Consider the following 23,384-nt stretch of genomic DNA (forward strand, 5'->3'; position numbering starts at 1 on the left):
AGGGTGCAGCCGGTACGGGGTAGAGAGGTTCCAGCCTCTTTACCCCAACTGCTTATAAGATACCAACCCGCAATAATACGTAATCAATCTGAAGTATTAAACCTGACGCTAACAGCGTTAAAAATTTCTGATTTAGAACCACTAAATAACGAAATTCTTGCCTTGTTATCACCCCGGTTTTCTTGCTTCAAAATAGCTTACTTAATTAAGCGAATTGGTATTGTTCCCAATTGTGTTAATACCACTATGCTATTACGCTTTAGGCATTAAATTCACAATTGTTCAAAATTTCACTATTAAATATAGCAAGCGCTGTATATTTGTCCAGTGTTTTGTTGTTAATTTGTCGATTTTGAAATTTTTGCAAACAATGTGAGTGAGTAACGCTAATGCGCCCAACATAAACACATTAGCGTTAGTAGATAATTTAAACATCATCAAACCCCATACCAGGAAGTTGTGGATCACTAAAGTCTTCCCCACGTTTCCCAAGTTTTTTCTCCAATGCTTTTTTAGCTTCTATTACCTTGTTCATTTTTTCAGGTGCAAGTTCAATATCATCAATACATTGATATGGATTGACAGAGTCTTTATCGCTATAAAAACCGAGACTACGTTTTCCATCTTCATCTAACAACATTTGCAACTTGATTTGCTTAGCTGTTGTGATATCACTAATTTTCACTTTTGAAAGTGCACTTAAGTTAATGCGGTAAATCATAGACGATGTTTCTTTGATATGCTGTGTGGATAAAAAACAATTACCGCCAGTTTCTTCAGTTAACCCAGCTAACATTACGCAATTACTGTCTATGTACAATAGTGCTTCGTTTGCTTTTTTTACTATGCCCATATTACGATAACTTGTAATTTCATCTTTTAAGGTATAGATACTGATAACAAGCTTTTGCTCAACGACGTAGTTTATTTCTTTTTTATTAGCATAATCACGTAAAGAAAGTAACGAGTTGGATATTACGTTATGACCATCACTAAATACTGCTCGTTCATCATCAGTATATATAGTCACAGTTTCGGATTTAGTTGATAGAGCGAGGTTTTTTAAGTTTTCAACGCCATCCTTATTCAATAATAAGTCAAATTTTGGTGTAAACCCTTCAGGAACATCAAATGGGATAATTCTGTTGTCACGTTCGATACGAATTTTCGATTCTGCTTTATTTGTTTCAAATGAATCGTAAGGCGTATATGAATTTGCGATATTGGCCATTTCTATTGCTGAGGCTGTTGGTATTGTTAGCTTCTTTGCTTGTTCAACAAACATTAAAAAATCAAGGTGTTCTACCACTATCTCTTTAGCTAGAATATATATACGTGACTCGCCTTTTGTTAGGGTGTCAACGTGCGGGTAGGGGTTTTTGGAAGTGTACTCGATATCGACTTCAATATTGGTCTGTTGTAAATGGAGGCTCAAACACTGCTTAAAGCTACTTGCTGATAGACTCCACTGTCCATCTTTTAATAACCAATCTTTTTCAACATCTAGACTGATTATTTGCATGCTATCACCTGTCCCCATAATTATTTTGCATGTTTTATCATTGATAATAAATGAAATCCGAGCTTCAGCATCTAATTTTATTACGCTCTTTAAAAAATCACTTATCGAAGTTTGCTCTTTTGGTTTAAGAACTATTTTTGCCATCATTAGTTACCCTTATTTTAAGGTTATATTTAAAAAGTATTGTTCCAACGTTTGCGCTAGCAATGTCGAAGGAATGAGTGTTTTCAGTGTGATAATTAATTGAGTGTTCCCACCAGGCGTTTTATGCCAGTTTAAATTATCGCCTTTACGTAAAAACTGGTTCTTAACCATATTTAATTTATTACTGTTAATACTTTTTCTATTTTGGATTAGTAAAAAAGTAGCCGTGTAATGCTTTAATGGCCCTTTGTGGCAAAGGGCTTTAAAAGCTTGCAATGTCTTTTGGTTGCATTTACACGAAAATTGAATATCAAGGGTTTCGATATTTGATCTATCCTTTGGTGTGTGAAGAATTACTTTAGGTTTACCCAATGCTTTAAGCGCTTTTAGCTCTTTAGAGGCAAAGTTAAAATATTGTCCTTTTGCTAATTGACGCCACTGAATATTGGCTGTTTTAAAGTCTAAGGTTTTATTATTTAGTGCTTCAAATACTTTTTTACAAAAGTAATTAAACGTATTCGTATTTTTATCGATAAAATCTTCAGGTAACGAGCTCTTCCATATAGTTTTAAAATCACATTTATTAAATGTAGAAGGCTGTTTATTGGTCGTAGTAACTTTACCTCCCATGAGGGGATTTAATTTCAGTTTTTTTATAATTTGGCTCTCTGTTAGCTCAGGCTGAAACTTCTTTTTATCCTCACTACTAAGTAATGAGTACTCTTGGCTAAGTGAGTTTAAAATACGCGAAATATCATTTGAATCTACAGGGATATCAAATATATAGCGAAGCTCTGCTCGTGAGTATTGACGATAAGCAGGTTTGAGTAATGTAATTGTTTTTTCCATACCATGAAGGTAATGACGACGAGTCGTTGCGTAGCTAGAGTGTCCCAGCTCCTTTGCTATAGTGTCTAATAATAACCCGGTATTCATTTCGTCAAATGGTCGGCCTTCTAACCAAAAGTCAAAACGTGCTAAACAGCTTTCTTTAGATAGCATTGCCTCTGTTGCTTCATCTTGAAGGATATTTGATAAGTGACAGCCTTGACGTTGATAAGCGAGATGTAATCCCTGTAAGTAAAGTAATTCAGCACCACCATGACGCAAATGATGGAAACGTACTTTAGGACCGAATAGTGCTTTTAGTGCTTGAGTTACAGGGTAGATATAATAGGTTGAACGCAAGCCTATAGATTCGTGTTCAAAAGCGAGTAAAGGCTTCGTGTCATCGCAGCCTGTTTTGATTTCTAATAATATTCCTATAAGTTTGGCTGCCGGCTCTGGCATAAATACAGTAATTATTCTCGGCTTTTTACTTTTAGTCGTCCCCTCTGGCGTATTTCTTATAGCGATACTAAAAAGCTGCTTTTTTTGTGGGTTTATAATAGTAATGTCACCTAAGCAAAGCCTTAAAACTTCGCCTCTTCGCATAGCTCCGTAATACCCTAAGATGACTGCTATGCTGGCAAATAGTCGTTGCATAGCATGCCCATTTTTTGAAGAAAGTAATAGCTCTACGGTGCTGTTTATCTGATACACATTTAAGCAAAATGGATCAACAAGAGAAGGCAGCTCAGGGCGCTCGAATTGCTCTAGATCTAACTCATCAGTGAGCTCTTGATGTGCTGCACTGCGAAGGAAATTATATAAATGCCACGGTGTTGTTTTTTCATCTAAACGTTCGAACTCTTTATGTGCCCAACAATGTAACGCTTCTGGGTTCGTGGCATCGTCAAAGCTTAATGGGTTTAAGCTTTTATAAAAGTTTGTATAGCGGTCAATACTTTGAGAAAGGAGTGTCTTTTTGTGAACCCCACCTTCATTAAATAGCTCATCAGTAAAATGAAAAAACAGTTTAGGTATTATATTGTCGTCATCCCAAGTTGGCGCAGTAGGCCTCATAACATTTTTTTGGGATGATAATTTATAGTATTTAATAAGTTTTTTATGAGGCCATGCATCGGCGAGTGCTTTTTTTTCTGCCCCTGCAACCGCTTTATTCATCGGGGGAATGAATAATACATTTTCTTTTGCCGTATCAATTGTATGAGATTTTGTGGATTCAAGTGGCGATACATGACGCATAGGATCACTTAAGTTACGTAATAATCTTGGTGGCACAGCATAGTGGTGGTGCCAGAATGATTGAAAAGTACGCAACCATTCTGCGGGACTCATTGCAGCGAAGTAATATGGCTCAGTATCTACCCAACGATTAATAGCATCCAATAATGATTTTGTTGTTAACGCCTCCTCAGGGAGATAGTTATAAAAGTTTTGCAAAACCCTTAAAGGGAAAGCTGGCAGTGGGTAACGTGTGAAGCTCGTGTTGCTTTCATCTGCATATGAAGCAATAGGTTTAGGGTGTGACACTTTGAGTGTAAATTGCCCTTCGAAAAACTCAATACAGGTAGGTGTTGATAATATTCTTTGCCAGTACGATAAATGCAGCGGTGCCACTTCAAAGTTCAACACAAGCAATACCCAACCTAAGTCATGCCATCGCTTAACTATAAAAGATTCACGTTGTGACTCATATCGGGAAAAACATTGACTAGCTCGTAGATTTTTTTTATGTATGTTAAGTAGCCATATCATTGAGTCATCTGTAAAAGCTTGCTCTTTTACCTCTGGTAACTGCCAATTACATATTTCTTTCAAATAAAATAAAACGTGATCAAGTGCGTTTAAAAGCACTCGTTGTTTACCTGTGGGTATACTTTTAATTCGTTTATTAATTTCGTTGAGCTGCTCTTTCGATAGTGCTCGTTCATTAATATTCAAAGAGTTAATTAGATCACATATCCACTGAAGGTTACTAGTTTCCTCGCAATCCATACCTAGCTCTACACGGTAGGTAATAATAGTCTGAGCCGTTAGTGCTTTTTTAGCCATGATTTACTCCTTTTACCTCAGCTAAATTTAAAAACTCAGGGATTTTATTTAAAAAAGAGCAAAACTTATTTAGTGCGATAGGAAATAGCTCATCGCTTCCTAGTTGTTCTCCATAATTTGCATGCCCCATAAGTCGACTTATGTCTTGAGACGTGAGCGTAGAGGATAATGATGTTAATGCATGCTGGGCAAAAAAGTGTCGTAGATGATAAGGTACTATTTTTACTTCCCCTGGATTAGCTTTTGACCACCACTTAGCCATAAACGGTCGCAAAATTTTTGCTGATAATGGCTTTACCTCTAAATTTTCATCAATCAAAAACCACATTAATGGAGAGTCAAAAGTAGTAGATGAATGACGTTGCAAGTTTTGCAGTAAAAACTCGTAGCGTAATAATGCAAGACGAAAATATTCACATAACCAAATAGTACGATAACGACCTTTATCAAAAATGATGACAGAGTGCTTATCGAAGCAATATTCTTTTTTAAATGTAATTTCGTGTGTTGGACGTGTACTTGTTAATACGATATATAATAATGCAAGTTCATATACTCTAAAGTTATACAGCTCCTGTAAGCTTTCTAGCGTATGTTTACTTTGCTCAAGCTTTTGGCCTTGTAAGTGAAGTTCATGAAAAAAGCGACGTACTGAATCAACATTTACATACCGTATTGAACCTATAAAAATAGGCGGGGTGTTTATATAGTCTCGTTTTACTGTCGATATATCATAGTATAAAGAAGGTATTTTCCCTGCTGTACTACATAGGTAGTCTTGTTGTTTGGTCGTATAGCGAATGATTTGAGAGTCGTTATGCAAAATAGGCTTTGCAGCGCTAAATAGCTTTAATAGCTCAGGCTCATAGATAGCTTGCGATAGTCGATCTAAGTAATATGTTTGGGCAATAAAAATATCAGATCTTATTTGGTCACTGCTGCGTCTTTGATAATGAAAAGCACTAGAATGATGTAAGTTATCAACTCCAAGTAAAACTGCTTTTGCTGGTGTCGTTAGACTAGGATCGCATTGAACCATTTTTTTGAAGTAATTAAACAAAACATCCTTACGAACTAGGTATTTTCCTTTTAATACAGAAGGAGTTCGCCATTTGTCATTAATAAAACATAAGAATACCTCTTTCTCAGCTTGGCTCATCACCCAGCAATTATTAGCTTGCTTCGTTTTTGTTATTGCATCAGAGAACCAGTGATTTAAACCATTTGGAATAGGTTGCCATTGCCAGTTAATACCGCCTTTAGTTGGGTAAGCAATAGCATATTCTACCCATGAAGGGTTATTTCTACGGACACTCCTTAAACTGTGTTGTTGACAAGGATTATTACCACTAACAATGGTGATATCTGGAATATCTTTGATTGTTCTACATGACGTGAGAGCATCAGACAGCCATAGGTATAAGAAGTTAAAAAGTGCGCGATCATATGCTGTTACTTTTGTACTTGGTGATGGTTTATATAGTTTTTTTAATCTTATTACAGCTGTCAATAACTTAAGAGCATAATGCCTAGCATTGGGGAATGGGGCTCCACTATTTTTATATCTTTCTTTTGATTTTATGGCTTCATTACTCATCGTTTATACACTTCTCGTCTGGTTGTTCGTTATTGAAATTGGTTAACTTTAAAGCTAAATAGTAGGCCTACCTCAGCACACTATTTAGCTTAAAAACATGAATAAATCCCATGGTATTTATTCAAAAAATTATGCAAATGAATTCAGTTTTTATCAGGTTCATTTACCTCCTCTAATACTTGACGGAGATACTTGAGCTAAATGACTAAGCTGTTTTTTACTGGGTACAGCTAAATTAAGTGACTTAGCGTTGTTATGCCGACCGTGTAATTGCTGTGGTAAAGATTTAAATTCAGGTGCAAGTAGTGCTGGCTTTATTAGTGCAAGGGTGGATATTACTGGCTCAGATTCATCATAAATAATGAATGAAGCATGTAACTTAAATGCTGCATTATGACTGAGAATAATTTTGATCAGAGGCATAATAATTAATGCTATATACTGTCCTTCTTTTTTACTCTTCAAGACAGGTATAGGGCTAGAATCAAGCAAACATTGAAGCTGTTCAATTGAAAGAAACTGGATGTCGGGTAGTTTTTTCTGCGTAAATTTCTCGTCTGATACCAAAGCAGTCAGCGTTGGGTGCTGTTGCAATTCAAGCGCGTTTAACGGTAGTTTTTTAATCTTTGGCACAACAATAGCTCCCTATATAATTTAATTTTACGATTATCGATATGTTCATTTTGTTATTAATTAATATTGCTCTGAGCTTTACTAAAAATAGAAAAAGTGCACTTTAAAGGATGTAAATCTAATAACGTTTGTATTACCTCAATGGGTAACTCACTAATGCACTGGTTTACTTTTAAATCTGCGATATCATTTTTAATCAGCTCTCCTAATAGTGGGTGAGTTTGTAATTTTGCCTTAGCAAGCGGAATAGCTTTTTGCTTGTGTTTCATTATTTTCCCCGTAAATTTAATCTAAACTGGCAACCTCTTTTAGGTTGCTTCTTTGTTATGCTCAAATTTGAAACTACACTTATAAGCACTTTTCTGAATCAAAAAACTGCATTTTGGTCATTTAAATGGACATTTTTTTTCAAAAGGTGCTTTTTTTGTATTATTTAAAGTTAAATAAACCTTTTTTGTAATATAAAAAACAATGCTTAAATATTGTTTTTTTGTTTTCTTACTGGTTTATTTGTATTACTCATTAATATATGGAAGAAGCTCTTAAAAAAAGGAGAAAGTGATTATTTCGACAAATAGTTCACAAGCATGCTCAAATAGCTCCCCCTTTTTTTACATTATTCAAAGTTAAAGAAACCTTTTCTGTACTTCATAAATTTACCTTTTCAATTTTTATTGATTGACGTGTTCACGTTTGAATCATGGTAAAACTATTTTCTTGCCGCTATGGCGATTAACTCCTGCTTTGTAGGCCTACTTATTTGAAGTACTGAAATAAACATCCATAAATGTTTAAATGACCAAATAGCTAAAATGTGAATAAGAGGAATCGTAAAGGGATTTTTTGAATGGGTCTAAAATTAGAGCACCCCTTTTTGTACTCTCTAAATTTCGCATTTAAAAAAATCGCTTTTTTATTGGGTAATTTAATTACATTTCAATTGGTTAGTTTTTTATTTTTTTTTAATAAAAAACTGTTTATTTGATTTTTTAAGAGTTAACGACACTATTTCACTTTTTTAAAAGCAGGTGAGGTGTTTTTTATATTTAAACGCGGATCAATAAATCTATAAATGAGCCTTCTCAGTTATTAGTTAATGCAATAACCGGGAAGGCATTCACGGATCAATATGTCTACTATTTAAAAAAACACGTCAGCTTTAGAAAACATCGCCATCATAGAAAGGCTGGCCATGGTAAATAGTGTTATCACCTGCGTAGATAGCATTTTGATCACTCATTGCTTTCACAGTATTAAAATTCAAATGGCAACTCTCTATTATTGGCCAACCCAGTTCATGGCTAACAATCATGAGCTGAACATCACTTTTCTCTTGAAGTTCAGTACGAATAACACCAAAAAAGTGCTTCATGTTAATACTGTCCGCGCAAGCCAATATGTGAACACTCTCAGATGCAAAAGCTGCTTTAAGGTATTCAATAAGTGGGGGATGGCTACTAACAATGTTTATCATAAAATGCGATGCATCACTGTTAGTGAGGCAATGTTCTATGGCTGTTTTTACACCTACTTTTTCTAATTCGATATTCATTTTAAAACTCGCTATTTGCTTAATTGAATATTCAAAATATCAAAGACAGATATCCTTTCAGAAAAAGTACTAGTTAGTTAAGCTGTTGTTTTAAAATTATTTTGTTTTTTATGAGTGAAAAAAGCTTTTTAAGGGATAAGGTAACAAAGTAAAAAATTCCAGCAGAAAAAGACCGTGTCACATTGACTATTGCTTTATACGAAGCAGTCTGAGCTAGGTGCTTGGACACAGGGGAGGGCTCTCGCGGGCATAAAAAAACGGTGGTTTTGTAGTTTAATAGGCTGGTTTAATGTTACAACTGAAGAGCAAGGTAGTTCTATTAATGATAATTTTTCTAAAGTACGTCTGAACCAGAGCCAAGCAGGCCGACATTGTAGCGTTACACAGCTGTCACTATAATCAATGATAGCTCTATAAATTGAGGTAAGTTACAGATGAGAACAACTAACCAAAATAGGGGGCAAAACCCAGACTTTATCGCTGTTGTTACATGTGGGAAGTTAACCATTCGCTCAAACCCGCTTGCGGAAATTGAAATAGCGCAAACCGGTCTTACAACAGCAGGTCTTCGTGCATTTGCTAACTTGATGGGCTGGAATATGAGTGATATTGCAAAAGCAACAGGGACAACCGAGCGGACGTTAATTCGCAATAAAGAAAAGCCATTAAATAAACAGATCAGTGAACATGCATTAGAGATAGCTAGACTATCTGGGGTCGGGGTGGCTTATTTTGATGATGTTAAACGCTGGAGCCAGTGGCTAGATACGCCTCATATGCAGTTGGATAGCCACCGTCCGCGCGCGATGATAAATACAATTCGCGGCCGTGAATTGATACACCGCATCATTACCGGACTGCAATATGGGTTTACTGCGTAATGGGTGGAACTGGTGGTTAGTGACCTCAGGCTAACCGGTTATATTTACTACTTTTAATTATATACAGCTAGAAGTAGTAAGCATGAGGGTGTAAGTATCTTTGTGTAGTTTATGTAGGCTAATGTCCGTATTCACACCTACACTAAGTAGAGCCGTTACATTGAACGCCCTTAGCGCTCAATAAGAGCAAATAAAGTTTGGAGCCAATCGGCTAAGATAATTGTAGTGAAGCCGGCCAAGTTAATTGACGCTAGATAGTTTTTTAAAATGCTCACGTACAGCAGAAAGTCCTTGTTTTATAATCATATTTCCAGGTGTTTAGTATGTTGGCACAGCATCGTTGCTTACTTTTTGCTTAACCCACAGCTATCCATGAACTGACTAAAATGCACTTTGCAGTGATCATAAAATGTCTGAGTCAGCCTATTCATAGGGGCTGATGTAGAAGTAATAAAACCATAAACAATTTCTATTTCAGGCTTAAAAGGGATAAGTTTTAAGTCATCATTTTGAAACTGCTGTGCTATCAGCTTGTTTACAATCGAAATACCCACCCCATGTTTAGCCAATGTACAGGCAGTGGGTACAGTATGTGTTTCCACTCTTACTTTTAAGCGAACATTGCTTTGTAAAAATGCATGCTCAATTCTCCTACGCGAATGTCGTCCTTGTCCAAGTAATACTAGGCTTTCATCTCGTAAATCTTCAGGCTGAAGTTCTCGAGCACTAGCAAAAGGATGGCTACTTGATACCGCGCACACCAGATTACTACTAATTATAGGTTCACAAAGTAAATTATCATGATTTTCAGGAAGCTGTATAAAACCACAATCGAATGCTTTATTTGCAACTAACTCACAAGCCCTAGCAGGACTGTGACTATCTAAGTTAATTTTTACATTTGGGTGATCTTTTAAAAATGATGCAACGGCTTCGGCCAAAGGTCCCGCAACAAAACTGCTAGGAGCAACAATATTGAGATGGCCTACATGCGATTGATGGATATTTTTTGCTAGTTGTTCCACTCGGTACACACTTGCTAACGACGTTTCTACTTGCTTATGTAAGGCAACTGCTTCATCAGTAGGAAATAAACGTGCTTTCTCTCGATAAAATAAAGAAAAACCAACTTTACTTTCAAGCTGTGCAATAAGTCGACTAATACCAGGTTGAGTTAAGCCTAATAATTTAGCAGCCCCTGTTGCAGAGCCTGTTTTTATTACTGCGTCAAACGCTTCCAAGCTGTTCAAAGTAATTTTTTGTTGGTTCTGTTGCATATCATTCATAACGAATTGTTATAGCCTAATGATTAAAAGATATAATATTGCATACACTTTAGTAGATAGTAAAGTCTAGGTTAATAAAATGATAACCTAAACTTTTGGAGCTCAACCTATGGAACGTTTAATGTTTAAGCAATCCGTAATATCACTCGCCATTGCTACAGCATGCCTAACTGCGAGTCATACTGTATCAGCTGAAGACGTAACGGCAGAAAAAAGTGTCGAAAGAATCGCGGTAACTGGTTCGCGTATTAAACGCCAATCTGCGACAGCAAGTCCAATACAAAATATTGATTTAGAGGCATTAAATGCTAATGGTTCGCTCTCATTAGGTGATGCATTGCAAGAACTTCCTTCAGTTGGCTCCAGCTTAAATGGTAATGGCTCAGCAGGCTCTAGTCACGGTTCATCTAGTTTAAATTTACGTAATTTAGGTGCTAACCGCTCCTTAGTGCTTGTTAACGGTCATCGCTGGGTGAATGGTGCCGGTTCACGCGGCTTTCGTGACTTCGTTGATATGAATACGATTCCTCAAGCCATTATTAAACGCGTAGAAGTACTTCAAGATGGTGCTACAGCAATTTATGGTGCAGACGCTATTGCCGGTGTAGTGAACCTGTATACCTATGATGACTATGAAGGGCTTGAAGTAAAAACTACCTATGGTGAAACAACTAAAAGCGATAGAGAAACGTTCAATATTGATATTTTATCTGGTGTCAATATTAACGATGCCAACTTAATGTTCGCTGCAAGCCATGTTGATCAAAAGCCTATTTATACACAAGATAGAAATATAACCGCAGTTCCATTAAATGGATTAACGTCGGCGACACCGCAAGGGCTTTTTTTCGAAGATAATTTAGCGACCGTAAACGGCCTTACTCCTTCATCAGGGGGGATAACTCGCGATCCTGGCAAGGACGGTAATAATATTGATAACTGGCGTAAAGTGAATAGCGATGATACCTATAATCGTTATTACAATAACTATGTAACAGGTCCTAGCGAGCGTTCTTCATTATATACACAATTGGTTATGCCAATAGGCTCAGTAAACTTTAAAGCTGAAGCGCTTTATAATTCACGTGAATCAGATCAACAGTTTTCACCCGCACTATCTCCGATCCGAGGAAGTCGCGGTTTTGTTATTGCTGATGACGCAAGGGTAAATCCTTTTGGGGTTGAGTTCTCTGGTAGCGACTTCAAACATAACGCTTTCTTTATGAATAATGGCTATCGAGTCAACGAGCAAAAAGTTGAAACAACACGATTTGCTATTGGATTAGACGGTGAACTGTCTAATGACTGGTCATGGGATAGCTTTGCATCATGGGCAAGCAATAAAGGCGAATTTACCTCTAATAACCAAATGAATTTAGATAAGCTAGCATTAGGCTTACGTGCATGTGATACGACAGGCATTGATGCCGATGTGACAGACTTAGTCTCAGGTTGTGTGCCAGTAAATATTTTTGCCCCATTGACCGACGATATGGTTAACTATATAAACTTTACAGGCCATGATAAAAATGAAGCTAGCCAACTAGACTTTACCGCAAATATTACCGGCTCTTTATATGAACTACCCGCAGGCTATATTGGTGCAGCTTTTGGTATTGAATACCGTAAAGAAAAGGGCGAAGACACACCCGACAGTATCATCAACTCAGATCCACGTATTAACACTTATAGAACAACCACATCTTCACCTCGTGAAGGGACTATCGGTGAATACGACTTAAAAGAAGCTTATGCAGAGTTTAGCATTCCTCTTCTTGATGATAAGCCTCTCGCTGAATATTTAGAGCTGAGTTTAGCGGTACGTTACTCAGATTACAGTACGTTTGGTTCGACTACCAATAGCAAAGTTGGCTTACTTTATACACCATTTGAGCAACTTACTTTACGAGCAAACTGGGCTGAAGGCTTCAGAGCGCCTTCAATTTTAGAACTTTTTGAAGGTGAACGCTTAACTTATAAAGCAGTTAATGATCCTTGCTCTACTGATAATAATTTAGCAGGTTGCAGCGGTGTGCCAACCGATTATTCGCAGCCATTTAGCAACGTACAAGTAACAACAGGCGGTAACCGTCAGTTAGTACCTGAAACTTCAAAGAACAAAACCGTAGGCTTGATTTACGAATCTAACCTTATTGAAAACCTAAGCTTTACTTTAGATTGGTATGAGATCGAAATAAATAACACTATAAGTGAGTTTGGTGCGCAAAATAACCTTGATTTATGTGCTTATCAAAACAAAAATTGCGACACCATTACGCGAGATAGTAGCGGTGAAATCATAGATATTTTAGATGGCCCGGTTAATCTTAATGCGACACGTGTTTCAGGCATTGATTTTGTCTCATATTACACGTTGCAAACAGACTTTGGTGACTGGTCGTTCAATGCAAATGTATCAAAATTAAACACTTTAACTGAATACTCGACCCTATCCGATGGCTCAATAGAGCAAGAAGATTTAGTAGGCACTGCAGCATCACGTGAATCTTACCCTGAATGGCGCGGTACTTTCTCAAGTACGTGGAAATATAATGGATGGACAGCAAATTATAACCTTCGTCATATCGACTCTACGACAGAGCAATTTCTAGGAGAGCCTCGCGGTATAGGCTCTGTGACCTATCACAATATCTCTGGTGGTTATCAGTTTGCAAACAACCTTGGTGTTAAATTAGGGGTTAATAACCTTGGCGATAAGCAGCCACCTGCTTCGTTAACTAATTTAAATATTAACTTTGATCAAAATACCTATAATCCAGTTGGACGTTATATGTATTTGCAACTCACTTACTCACTTTAATGAAAGTCGTTAAGCCTGCTCTTGGGCAGGCTATGTTTATATAACTAGGAGATAAATTTATGAAGTCGGCTTTCAGTTTGTTAACCCCAATTGAGTCAGAAGAAATACCCTTAGTGTTTGATTCACCACACAGCGGAATTCATTGTCCCGATGATTTTAATGCACAAGTACCCTTAGAGTTTATAAAGTCGGGGTGGGATGCCTTTATAGATGATATTTGGCAACCCATTACTGAAAAGGGAGGTTACTTATTGCATGCAAATTTCTCACGTATGTATATAGATCCAAATCGTGCACCAGATGATATTGATCCCGCATTATTAGATGAGTCATGGGATCGATGTAAACCAACTAAATACAGCGACCGTGGCATGGGCTTAATTCGTCGTTACGCCTTACCCGGAAAAGCCATGTACGATAGAAAGTTAACGCGAGAAGAAGTAACCTATCGTATTGATCATTACTATTCGCCATACCATACCCAACTGCAGACTTTATTAGATGATTTATACACTCGACATCAAGGTGTATGGCATGTTGATTGTCACTCTATGAAGTCAGTAGGGAATGGCATGAACATCGATGCAGGTATAGCACGTCCTGATATAATTTTGGGTGATAAAGATGGCCAATCAGCAGATCCTGAATTTGTAAATGTGATTGCCCAAGCATTCACTCATAAAGGCTATAAAGTGGTAAAAAATACACCCTATAAAGGCGGGTATTTGGTGAGTAATTACGGTAATGTTGCTGCAAATCGCCACTCTGTACAAATAGAAGTAAATCGTGCTTTATATATGAATGAGAAAAAATTCGAAAAAAATGAAAATTATGAGCAATTTAAGCGTGATACCTCCTTTGTGGCTCAACAATTAGCTGCCTATGTGTCTGCTCAAGTAGGTAAATAATAATGAGCGAAAAAAATTATAGTAATGAAAAGAAGGGCTTGAACCCTATTATCATACTGTTAGGTATCTTGTTTTTAGCTACGCTACTTACTTATATTGTTGACTCTGGAGTATATGAAAGAGACGGCAATATGGTAGTTGCCAACAGTTATAATATTATTGATAAAGATAAGTCGCTATCAAACCTATTCAATTATCAAGATGCGGATTTAGTAAAAGCCGAACCGGTGAGCATTATTGGTACATTTATGGCGATCCCTTCAGGCCTTGAACAAGGCTCAGGGTTAATATTTATGGTACTTATCATTGGTGGTATGTTTGGTATTCTTACAAAGGCGGGTACCATAGATGCAGGGCTTGAAAGGTTACTGAGCTTAGTACAGGGCAATATTTATGTGCTCGTTATTCTGCTCATGATCGTATTCTCCGCAGGCAGTACGTTTTTAGGTTTAGCATCTGAATATTTACTTATAATCCCACTCATGGTTGGCATGGCCAACCGATTAGGGTTACCTAATATTATAGGCTTCGCTATTGTATGTGTGGCAGTAAAGGCAGGGTATTTGTCATCGGTGACAAACCCATTGCCTTTAACTATTGCTCAACCTCTACTCGGGCTACAGATTTTCAGTGGTGCAGGCGTAAGGTTTTTATTTTATCTAGCATTTTTAGCTGTCGGTATTGGCTTTGTGCTTTTTATGATCAAGCGTCAAGGCTTTAAAAATGAGCAAGTACATTTTCATAGCGAAAAACTATCAACACGCCATGTCATCATATTACTTACTCTTACCAGTGGTATTGCTTTATTAGTTTATGCATCAACACAATGGTATTGGAAACACCACGCATTAAGCGCCTATTATATTGCACTTAGTATGGTGCTTGCTGCTATTTCAGGTCTCAGTGCAAACCAAGCTGCGCAAGCGTTTGTAGACGGAATGAAAAAAGTGTTGCTTGCTAGCATACTCATTGGCGTAGCAACTGCAGTTGCTGTGGTGCTAAAGCAAGGCATGGTTTTAGATTCAATTGTACATTTTTTAATGTCATTTATAGGTGAAGGTAATGCTTACTTCGCTGCGACAGGCATGTTTGTATCACAATTAATGCTAGATTTTCTAATTCCTTCAACGTCGGGGCAAGCAGCCGTAAGCATGCCTATTTTAGGGCCAATCGGTAATTTAGCAGGCGTATCTGAGCAAACAACGATAGTCGCATTTTTGTTTGGTAATGGTATAACCAATATTCTTACCCCTACCTCAGGCACTTTATTAGCCTACCTAGCGACTGCACGAGTTGGGTGGGGCGAATGGGCTAAATTTATTTTTCCACTTTGGCTAATCTATATCGTGCTTGCTATTGTATTATTGCAAGTGTCGGTGTTCATCAACTTTTAAAACAACACGCGCTAAACATTCAACTATTTTTGATAATGGTTGAATGTTTAGCTTAATGAACGTGTGATTTATTAGTCGGTAAGCTGTTTAAATCCATGTTGTAATAGCCTAAAAATCAAATCTACAATTTTATCTAAATCTTCCTCAACAAAAGATTCGTAACTCACCTTCACTAACATATAAAGACTACACAATAACGTACTTAGTTTTGTGACAGCTAATACACAGCATTGTTATTTTTGTAATTACAGAAGATGATTTAGGTAATAAGTCAGCAGTGTCAAACGAAATATTTGCTATTGTTGAAGCATTAGATGCCATGAATCCAACTGTACCAATGCCGTTTTCAGCGGGGCCGACTGCTACAATAGTATTAACAGTGAGTTGAGCTTTAGAATTCATAATAGTCATCCTCAACATGCCTTTATAGTATTTCAAAAACAAAACACTAATAATAGACACGTAAAAAAGTGACCGACAAATTCCCTTGGTAATTAAGATACGACAAAGTCGCCTGGTGTTAACAAGATTCTCTTAACAGGACTCAATCAAATCTGACAGTCGCATATGTGCCAATATTAGAAGTTCAAAGTAACCGTTTACACAAGTTTAATTTTGAAAAATCAGCTATAATTCTGATACTCCCTTCAACCAGAGATCGAGTTTAATGACTTTAAAATCAATCAAATCTAAAAATGATTTTGAGAATGCGATCAAGCGTTTCGATGAGCTTTTTAATTCAGCTGAGCCTAATACTCCGGAAGGAGATGAGTTTGTTTTACTCAGTGAACTAATCGAAGATTACGAGTTAATCAACGTTGTATTAGAGAGAAAAAATCAAGAAGAGATAAGCGTTGATTTAGCTGATCTATAGGTAGTGTTCAAGATTAATGAACCATCTTTTAAATAATAAATATCGTTAAGCATTAAACGGCTACCGCGAAAGCAGCTACGGTTAGTTTGTTTTTAAATTAGAGGTATTAAAAAGCCCGCAACATTGCGGACTTTACTGTTTTAAGACGCTTTATATAGCCAATAGTACACGTATTTTTGCAGCCATTACTGAGATCAGCGCTCCGCCTACTTGAATACGTAAGTCGCTTAACTATATAAGTAGGCTATTAGAGGCTATATTGCGCAAACGTTTGACAGTTGCTTGATGTGTTGCGCAGTGCTCTGGATCGAGCATTGAGATATAACTGTAAATAGCATTAAGCTCAGTTTTATTGCCTTTGTTTTTAAGGGCAAATTCTTCCACGGCTGAGCAACGTCGATTATCGTCATACATACTATCTAACGCCGGCATTAATGCGCTGAGGTTTTGTGCATTAGCAAAGTGTGTTATCCATTGTTTCCTGCCTGCTTCAGTCGTAATACTTTCTTTTATGTCAACGTTGGCTAGTTTGTCGAGCCACTTTTGCTCATAACCATTCATTATATAGTGCGCTAAGTATATCGAATCAGGGTTACATATGTGCGCATTGTCTGATTCCGCAGCTCGGAGTTCTTGTAGCTTAGTAGCACTGTCTAGCCAGTAAGTTATTGGTTTAAGCGTATCAATGCCACTGCTGCTTAATATTGCTAGTCGCAGCGATGAGTAAACACCAGCGCAGTTCCAGCGAGTGCCAGTATCAACCACGCGAGTGTGCCATGTTACTGCCTTATCTAAATCTTCCTCAACAAAAAACTCCCCCGTTTCATATCCTGCTGCGAGTATATTCATACATCCAGCATGGCCATTTTTTCCACATGCAGACCAATAACGGTGAGCTAATCCTTTATTTTGTAATTGATGGGCAGCAATATGACCAGCTATATATTCAAGGTTGTTTAAATTTATATCGGTGAGTTCGCGAAGTTTGTCTAAATCATCTAGAAGGTCTTGTACTTGTGATACATCAATCGATTGACCGTTAAAGTGATGCGTTTTATTAATAAGCTGTGCTGCATTAAGTTGCGCATTCAGAATAAGAGCGAAATTTGCAGCATCAAAATCTATTTCGCGAGTTGCTTTCTCTAGGGTATCAATATGTTTTTGTAATACTTGCTCATCTAAAGCTGTAAGTGGCTTATTACTATGAAGTTGTGTTCCAATTGCTTTATGAGCAATATTAACCTCTTCAATTGTTAACGCGAAGGTTGGCATACAAAATAATAAGCAGCTTAAAAATAAACTCCTTTTAATGTTCATGGTAAATCCTTTGTGTTGTTATTTTAATTGCTAAATATTAGAGCTAATTGGATAAATAATACAGTAACGCACCTGTTTTACACCTTTTCAAATAATCAAAAAACTAAACCTAGACTTAATACATCATAATCATTAATTGCTGATAACTATATATCCCTCAAGCCGTCTAAGCCACTAATTAATTCAGCATAATTAACCTATCACTATGAACCTGATTAATAACACTAGCCATAATTTTAATATCGCAACAAATTCATATAGCTTTGGTATTTTTTAATATCGATAGTTCATGGATATTTTTTAAAATATAGCCACAGGTAAATTGCTATACAAAGGGTCGCAAACATGAATAACATATCACGAAAATTAGCAGATTCGCTTGAGCAATTACAGCAGCTTCAGGCGTCAACCGCATTATCATGATAATACGATTGCTGAATTTTTTGCCACGATTAAAAAGCGAATAATTAAGTGTAAGAGATACCCACACGATAAGATGCGAAAGCTGGGAAGCCCAAACCAACCTCAAAAACTAAATATTCTGTCGACGCTTGCTGTAAAAAGTATACTGATATATCCTAATCAGGCTCCAAGATGTCAAATAAAAGTTAACTAAATGTTTTTATTTAGGGGGTGTTTCATTATGGATAAAAGGGAATATTTATGGAATCTAATAGAGTTACTTTCGCGTCAACTTGCTTAGCTTATAGTCTTTTAGTCACTTCGGCCAACGCACAGACCAATCAACAAGCTTATAGTGAAGAGTTTTATTCTTCTTCACCAACTATTCAAAAACAACAATTCAGTAAACAAAACCAAGTTCAGGCAGAGGAAGGTATCATTACCTTTTCAGAGTTTGCTGCAAATACCTATATAACAGACCAATATGCTGAAAAAGGAATTGTTTTCTCTGGTGATACACCATTTATCACTTCAGATAGTGCTAACCCAACTACTCCGGTGTTATCGGGCTATCCAAGATTTAATGGTGCCATTGAAGGGCATTTTGTCGACCCGGCGGATCCAAGTAGAACCTTAACAGTAAATACGTTTGCCCTTGATGCAGGTTATTTTGACGATCTCAGCTCAACGGCTATTTCTTGGTATAACGAAAATGGCGAGCTTCTAGGTAAGCGTTTTGATTCCATCTATGGTATTGAGCGTTTTGAAATTAGTGGTGAGAACATTGCTAGCTTCCGTATTGCAATAGAAACAGAAGAGCGCGCCGGTTTTGCTATTGACAATGTCTGGTTCAACCAAGCGCAATCTCTCTTTAATTTTGAGTTTGAAACCGATAAAGTTTATCAAAAACGTGGCGCCAAGGTTTCAAATACCTTTACTGTTTATTTTCGTGATCTAGTTGCTAAAAGTGGTGGTGCATTAGAGGATATTTGTTCTCAGCACAGCTTTATCGTTCAAGATAGTAACCAGCAGTTACCAGGGGAATGTTCAGTTGACGCTGCTAAGAAGGCTTTTAAAGTAGACTTCACCCTGAATAATGCACCTTATGTACTTAAAGATGCCAGCATGTCTATTTGTTTAGCTGAGCAGTGTGAAGTTATAAAGGATTTAAACAATTTGAGTGTTTATGGTACTTCATTTAATGTTGACCAACATGGTTATGCCTTTAAAAATGGTGGTTGGAGTGATGCCATGTTAGCTGACGGAGGCATTGCTTGCTGGGTGTTAGGAAACTGTTCATTCGAGCAGCTTGCAGTGCATGGTACCTTACTTAATGTTGCTGATGGTATCACGCCTATTCTACCTGAACATCGTAGAGATGAAGCCTATGAAATTGTCGGTAAATATGACGGCATTGATAAAAGTGTTCGAGAAAATCGCAGTTTCGGCGGGGTATGTTATGGATTAGCCACTTCAGCGGCGAGTAACTTTAATAACAGCGCACAAGCATCAGCTTGGGGTAGCTCAATTGTTGAGGGTAGCTCTGCGCAAACAATTACCGCACTCTATAATGACCATTGGCAATACCGTGAAACGCAAACACCAAAACCGTTACCGAAAGACGTGAGTCAATATGTTGCAACGAACAATAATGATATTGTGCAAAGTATGGCGCAAATTGCTTATTACTTTGTTACCCAAGGCGCATACTCGGGGAGCGGTGCAAATAGTGGCGCCGGTAGCGCTAGTTTCTCACGTTTTAGCAATGTTGAGCAGCTAAGTAGCTATTATGCTAAACACTTCACTAATGATAAAGCGTCTCCACTGGTGTTCTATTTCACTGTAAAAGGTGGTCATGCCATCGTGGCAACCCAACTAATTAAATATAACAACACTACCGTACTTGTAACGCATGATAATAACTTTCCAAGTAGTTATAGCCAATTAGAATTTACTGACGATGCGTTAAGCACTATCCCGCATTTTGTCGTTGACTTCAAAGAAACAGGCACAGTGCAAAACCAATACGGTGATTTTGTGGCGTACAACCCGTATGCTAACAGTGGTTCAATGACCAGATTTGCTAGTGTTACTAATGATGAGTTACAGCTTCATAGCACTGCACAAGAAGCACAAAATGCATTTTATTTGAATGCCAGTAAGGAAGGTGTTACTGAGCAAAATGTAAAAGGAAATAGTAATAAAGCGGCTATTACTATGAACTCTTTAGTTCATACGCAAGTCGTCGTGCAGGGGGCTCGTATTGTTTCGGTGAAAAACAAGCAAACTGACGAACCAGCTCGTTTAATGCCTTTATCTGAGCAAATGGCACAAGATGTAAGCTATGTCAGTAGCTCACTTATGTCTGAAAAGCTTTACTTGTCTCGCGCAAGTGAGTTTGAAGTAGAAATTGAACGTTATAAGCAATTCCCCAATGCTAGAGTCTTTGTAAAACGCACAACAGAAAGTGGCACGCTAGAAGTCATAAACTACGAAGAAATAACTAGCGATGAGCGTTTTGTTATTAAAGTTAATAGTGATGTGCGCGTAGTTATCGACAATACCATTGTTGAGCCCACATATAGTGGTGAAACCGCTGTGGCCGTTCAGGCTATTAGCTATTTGCAAGCCAGCTCAAACGGTAGCGATGTTCAACTTACATGGACATTACCTAACTTGCCAAATATTGCTGAAGTGATCACTGTAAGAAGCACAGATGATTTCCCTGTAAGTCCAAATGATGGCCTGAAGATTTGTGGTGAAGTTGCTAACGAATGTAATGATACTTCGGCATCTAGGGATACGATTTACTACTATAGTACTTTTGTCATAACAGACGATGATCAAATCAGCAGTGCTGAAAGTGTGGTAATTAATACACACCAAGCGAGCCTTATTGGGTTTATTTCTGCTAACAGCCATGCAGTAGCTAATGTTGATTTATCACTATTCACGGCTGAAGGTATACAGGTTGATTTAATTAACACCACTTTAAGCGATCTTGCCGGACGATTTGCCTTTAACGGTTTACCTTTAGGTTTATATCGTTTAGATGTTTCAGGCGAAAATGTTGAAGCTCAATCTTTTGATATTACAATCGATAGTAAGCAAGTAATGTTTGATGTCGTCGTTGACATAGTACCAAGCATTTTAATCAACACTGAAAACGTTGTCTTTAATGGTGAAAACTTAAGAGTTTCTTGGGATGTTGCAGGACTAGACCAAAATGATGAGCTAAATGTCAAACTAGTTCATGCTAGTGGTCAATTAAATCTTGCAACTGAATTGGCTGCTCAAGCTGGTCAGATAATTTGGCCTGTCGATATTGCCGAGCAAACGGTAACAGTAGTGGTTGAGCTAGCTAATGACGAAACTGTTAATGCGAGTGCCCAAGTTGTTGTTATTCAAAAGAACAGAGCGCCCGTAGTCAACATAGCAATTCCAGATCAGGAAGCACAATCGGGTCTTGCGTATAGCTTTACCTTTGATGCGCAAACTTTTACTGATGCTGATGAAGGCGATGAGCTGACTTATTCTGCAACATTAGAAGATGGTACAGAGTTGCCAAGCTGGTTGAGTTTTGAAGCAGACACTAGAACTTTTTCAGGTACGCCTGGTGATGCACATATTGGTATGGTAACTATTGCCGTATCTGTTACCGATGGTGAAATTTCACAGCCTGTAACAGAACAATTTAGCATTAATGTAGTGGCTGCACCTGTTGTTGAAAAACCCGTTGAAGACTCTAGTGATAATGATAATGATAATGATAGTGGTAGCTTAGGCTGGTTCAGTTTAATTTTAATTGTATTCGCTTTTACCCGTAGATTAGTTAACCGATGATCTAAATACGGTTATCACCGTTATATAACGATTTCTGTCCCGTTCTGAAATAGGTGATAGTTTTAATGAAAGGCTTGGGGCGAAAGTTCCAAGTCTTTTTTATGCACATGATTTGGTGTTTTGTAAACGTTTAACTGACGAAATAAAGGGGCAAATCGCTGGGAGAAAGTGAACTACCCATCGACGCCACTCCGTGTCGATCAATGGGCTTCTACAGTCTAGCTTATGAATGCTAGGCTGCTTCTTTTTTCTCAGTTCCAACAGCAAACTTCGATAGCTCGAAGACTTTCGTTTTAATGGCTGATTTCTGCTGAGATGTGGGGGTAACCCTTGCGACGATTCCAGCCGCAATCAAATCTAATTCACCTGTTTTTGCTATGCTTTTAGCAGCTGACAAGTCTCGGTTTTGGTAAGTTTCACAAGCCGTACATGTGAAATTTCTGTCGTTCAATGTTAAAACATGATGTTGGCCGCATTCTGCGCAAATCCCAGTCGATTTTTCAAATCGACCAATTTCATGATAGAGTTTACCTTCAAGCTCAGCCTTGTATTTTGAAAGCTGAGTTATCAGAGCCATCACATTGTCAGCTACCATACTGCCATTGAATTTTTGCATCGCTTTTACGTTTAAATCTTCAAACACTAAAATGTCATTTTCATTGGTTATCTGTCGTGAGATTTGGTGTGCAAAGTCGAGCCTTTGCCGTGAGATTTTGCCGTGTAATCTGTTGATGCGTTGTTTGGTTTTTTGCCAGCGATTTGAACCTTTAGTTCGGCGTGCAAGCTGGCGTTGCAATTGATTTAACTTTGTTTTTGACTGCTTTAAAAACTTTGGATTGTCGGCCACGTAGCCGTTCGAGCCAACTACCGTTTGCTTTGAGTTAATGTCAAAACCTGTGATTGTTTTTAAAACTTGTTTAGCTGTTTTGCACTCCACTTCTTGAGTAATACTGCATTCCCATTTACCGTGGCGAAACTGAACAGTTACCGTTTTGATTTTGCTAGCCAGTTCACGATGTAAAATGATAGGCACTTTACCAACTTTTGGGATACTGATAGCGCCATTTTCAATGCGGATACAGTTTGAGTTATTGACCGCTCGAAAACTATCGTTGTGAAGTTTTTTCTTTTTGTATGAGATTTTATGCTTTGGAAAGCGCTGCAAACGGCCTTTCGAGATTGCGTTCTTTAACGCTGTTTCTAAGTCGCGAGCAACTTGCTGAGCTGCTGCCGAGTCGAATGCTTTGATCCAGTTAAACTCTTCGAACGTCTTGATATCTTTAAGTAGTGAGGCCATGTCTTTGTAAAACAA

General features: G+C 37.6%; 16 protein-coding genes. 6 read left to right on the forward strand and 10 right to left on the reverse strand.

The window, feature by feature from the left end:
- Positions 1 to 427: 427 nt before the first annotated feature.
- The 6 genes from I6F41_RS11465 to I6F41_RS11490 form a co-directional block, all read right to left on the reverse strand.
- Positions 428 to 1,669 (reverse strand): hypothetical protein, encoded by a 1,242-nt coding sequence (locus tag I6F41_RS11465; RefSeq protein ID WP_197108476.1) that lies wholly within the window; start codon positions 1,667 to 1,669, stop codon positions 428 to 430.
- 9 nt (positions 1,670 to 1,678) lie between these two features.
- Positions 1,679 to 4,564 (reverse strand): site-specific integrase, encoded by a 2,886-nt coding sequence (locus I6F41_RS11470; protein WP_197108477.1) that lies wholly within the window; start codon positions 4,562 to 4,564, stop codon positions 1,679 to 1,681.
- Positions 4,557 to 6,161, reverse strand: a complete 1,605-nt coding sequence (locus tag I6F41_RS11475; RefSeq protein ID WP_197108478.1) for a site-specific integrase — start codon at positions 6,159 to 6,161, stop codon at positions 4,557 to 4,559. Before I6F41_RS11475 ends, I6F41_RS11470 begins: the two co-directional genes overlap by 8 nt.
- A gap of 159 nt (positions 6,162 to 6,320) precedes the next feature.
- On the reverse strand, positions 6,321 to 6,794 hold the full coding sequence (locus I6F41_RS11480) for a hypothetical protein (RefSeq protein ID WP_197108479.1): 474 nt from the start codon (positions 6,792 to 6,794) through the stop codon (positions 6,321 to 6,323).
- Positions 6,795 to 6,850: 56 nt separating this feature from the next.
- Entirely contained in the window at positions 6,851 to 7,063 is a 213-nt protein-coding gene (locus tag I6F41_RS11485; protein ID WP_197108494.1) for a hypothetical protein, read from the reverse strand.
- 890 nt (positions 7,064 to 7,953) lie between these two features.
- A complete protein-coding gene (locus I6F41_RS11490) occupies positions 7,954 to 8,346 on the reverse strand; it encodes a hypothetical protein (protein ID WP_197108480.1) in 393 nt (130 codons plus the stop codon).
- 434 nt (positions 8,347 to 8,780) lie between these two features.
- Between I6F41_RS11490 and I6F41_RS11495 the strand changes: the two genes are divergently transcribed.
- Entirely contained in the window at positions 8,781 to 9,227 is a 447-nt protein-coding gene (locus tag I6F41_RS11495; protein ID WP_197108481.1) for an antitoxin Xre/MbcA/ParS toxin-binding domain-containing protein, read from the forward strand.
- Between the two features lie 344 nt (positions 9,228 to 9,571).
- On the opposite strand, the gene I6F41_RS11500 is transcribed toward I6F41_RS11495, so the two are convergent.
- On the reverse strand, positions 9,572 to 10,504 hold the full coding sequence (locus I6F41_RS11500) for a LysR family transcriptional regulator (protein WP_197108483.1): 933 nt from the start codon (positions 10,502 to 10,504) through the stop codon (positions 9,572 to 9,574).
- Between the two features lie 130 nt (positions 10,505 to 10,634).
- Here I6F41_RS11500 and I6F41_RS11505 point away from each other — a divergent pair, with 130 nt between their 5' ends.
- From I6F41_RS11505 to I6F41_RS11515, 3 genes are read left to right on the forward strand one after another with little or no spacing between them, the layout of a single operon-like run.
- The gene (locus I6F41_RS11505) at positions 10,635 to 13,334 is read left to right on the forward strand and encodes a TonB-dependent receptor domain-containing protein (protein ID WP_231613518.1); all 2,700 of its coding nucleotides are present in this window, start codon (positions 10,635 to 10,637) and stop codon (positions 13,332 to 13,334) included.
- 59 nt (positions 13,335 to 13,393) lie between these two features.
- Complete coding sequence (locus I6F41_RS11510) at positions 13,394 to 14,242, forward strand: N-formylglutamate amidohydrolase (protein WP_197108485.1); 849 nt, start codon at positions 13,394 to 13,396, stop codon at positions 14,240 to 14,242.
- 2 nt (positions 14,243 to 14,244) lie between these two features.
- A complete protein-coding gene (locus I6F41_RS11515) occupies positions 14,245 to 15,636 on the forward strand; it encodes a YfcC family protein (protein ID WP_197108486.1) in 1,392 nt (463 codons plus the stop codon).
- A 186-nt stretch (positions 15,637 to 15,822) separates the two neighbouring features.
- On the opposite strand, the gene I6F41_RS11520 is transcribed toward I6F41_RS11515, so the two are convergent.
- On the reverse strand, positions 15,823 to 16,038 hold the full coding sequence (locus tag I6F41_RS11520; protein ID WP_197108487.1) for a hypothetical protein: 216 nt from the start codon (positions 16,036 to 16,038) through the stop codon (positions 15,823 to 15,825).
- A gap of 265 nt (positions 16,039 to 16,303) precedes the next feature.
- Between I6F41_RS11520 and I6F41_RS11525 the strand changes: the two genes are divergently transcribed.
- Positions 16,304 to 16,510: a hypothetical protein gene (locus I6F41_RS11525; protein ID WP_197108488.1), complete on the forward strand. Its 207-nt coding sequence runs from the start codon at positions 16,304 to 16,306 to the stop codon at positions 16,508 to 16,510.
- A gap of 231 nt (positions 16,511 to 16,741) precedes the next feature.
- On the opposite strand, the gene I6F41_RS11530 is transcribed toward I6F41_RS11525, so the two are convergent.
- Positions 16,742 to 17,827 (reverse strand): hypothetical protein, encoded by a 1,086-nt coding sequence (locus I6F41_RS11530; RefSeq protein ID WP_197108489.1) that lies wholly within the window; start codon positions 17,825 to 17,827, stop codon positions 16,742 to 16,744.
- A 663-nt stretch (positions 17,828 to 18,490) separates the two neighbouring features.
- Between I6F41_RS11530 and I6F41_RS11535 the strand changes: the two genes are divergently transcribed.
- Positions 18,491 to 22,072: a putative Ig domain-containing protein gene (locus I6F41_RS11535; protein ID WP_197108490.1), complete on the forward strand. Its 3,582-nt coding sequence runs from the start codon at positions 18,491 to 18,493 to the stop codon at positions 22,070 to 22,072.
- A 232-nt stretch (positions 22,073 to 22,304) separates the two neighbouring features.
- Here the strand turns inward: I6F41_RS11535 and I6F41_RS11540 are convergent.
- On the reverse strand, positions 22,305 to 23,384 hold a 1,080-nt coding region (locus I6F41_RS11540), incomplete at its 5' end, for an RNA-guided endonuclease InsQ/TnpB family protein (protein WP_197108492.1).

Source organism: Pseudoalteromonas sp. SCQQ13 (genome assembly GCF_015864415.1).
Lineage (GTDB): Bacteria > Pseudomonadota > Gammaproteobacteria > Enterobacterales > Alteromonadaceae > Pseudoalteromonas > Pseudoalteromonas nigrifaciens.

Excerpts from the sequence above, each read along its gene's own strand:
- I6F41_RS11465 (WP_197108476.1), bottom strand. The coding sequence starts at position 1,669 with ATGATGGCAAAAATAGTTCTTAAACCAAAAGAGCAAACTTCGATAAGT.
- I6F41_RS11470 (WP_197108477.1), bottom strand. The coding sequence starts at position 4,564 with ATGGCTAAAAAAGCACTAACGGCTCAGACTATTATTACCTACCGTGTA.
- I6F41_RS11475 (WP_197108478.1), bottom strand. The coding sequence starts at position 6,161 with ATGAGTAATGAAGCCATAAAATCAAAAGAAAGATATAAAAATAGTGGA.
- I6F41_RS11485 (WP_197108494.1), bottom strand. The coding sequence starts at position 7,063 with ATGAAACACAAGCAAAAAGCTATTCCGCTTGCTAAGGCAAAATTACAA.
- I6F41_RS11490 (WP_197108480.1), bottom strand. The coding sequence starts at position 8,346 with ATGAATATCGAATTAGAAAAAGTAGGTGTAAAAACAGCCATAGAACAT.
- I6F41_RS11495 (WP_197108481.1), top strand. The coding sequence starts at position 8,781 with ATGAGAACAACTAACCAAAATAGGGGGCAAAACCCAGACTTTATCGCT.
- I6F41_RS11500 (WP_197108483.1), bottom strand. The coding sequence starts at position 10,504 with ATGCAACAGAACCAACAAAAAATTACTTTGAACAGCTTGGAAGCGTTT.
- I6F41_RS11505 (WP_231613518.1), top strand. The coding sequence starts at position 10,635 with ATGTTTAAGCAATCCGTAATATCACTCGCCATTGCTACAGCATGCCTA.
- I6F41_RS11510 (WP_197108485.1), top strand. The coding sequence starts at position 13,394 with ATGAAGTCGGCTTTCAGTTTGTTAACCCCAATTGAGTCAGAAGAAATA.
- I6F41_RS11515 (WP_197108486.1), top strand. The coding sequence starts at position 14,245 with ATGAGCGAAAAAAATTATAGTAATGAAAAGAAGGGCTTGAACCCTATT.
- I6F41_RS11520 (WP_197108487.1), bottom strand. The coding sequence starts at position 16,038 with ATGAATTCTAAAGCTCAACTCACTGTTAATACTATTGTAGCAGTCGGC.
- I6F41_RS11525 (WP_197108488.1), top strand. The coding sequence starts at position 16,304 with ATGACTTTAAAATCAATCAAATCTAAAAATGATTTTGAGAATGCGATC.
- I6F41_RS11530 (WP_197108489.1), bottom strand. The coding sequence starts at position 17,827 with ATGAACATTAAAAGGAGTTTATTTTTAAGCTGCTTATTATTTTGTATG.
- I6F41_RS11535 (WP_197108490.1), top strand. The coding sequence starts at position 18,491 with ATGGAATCTAATAGAGTTACTTTCGCGTCAACTTGCTTAGCTTATAGT.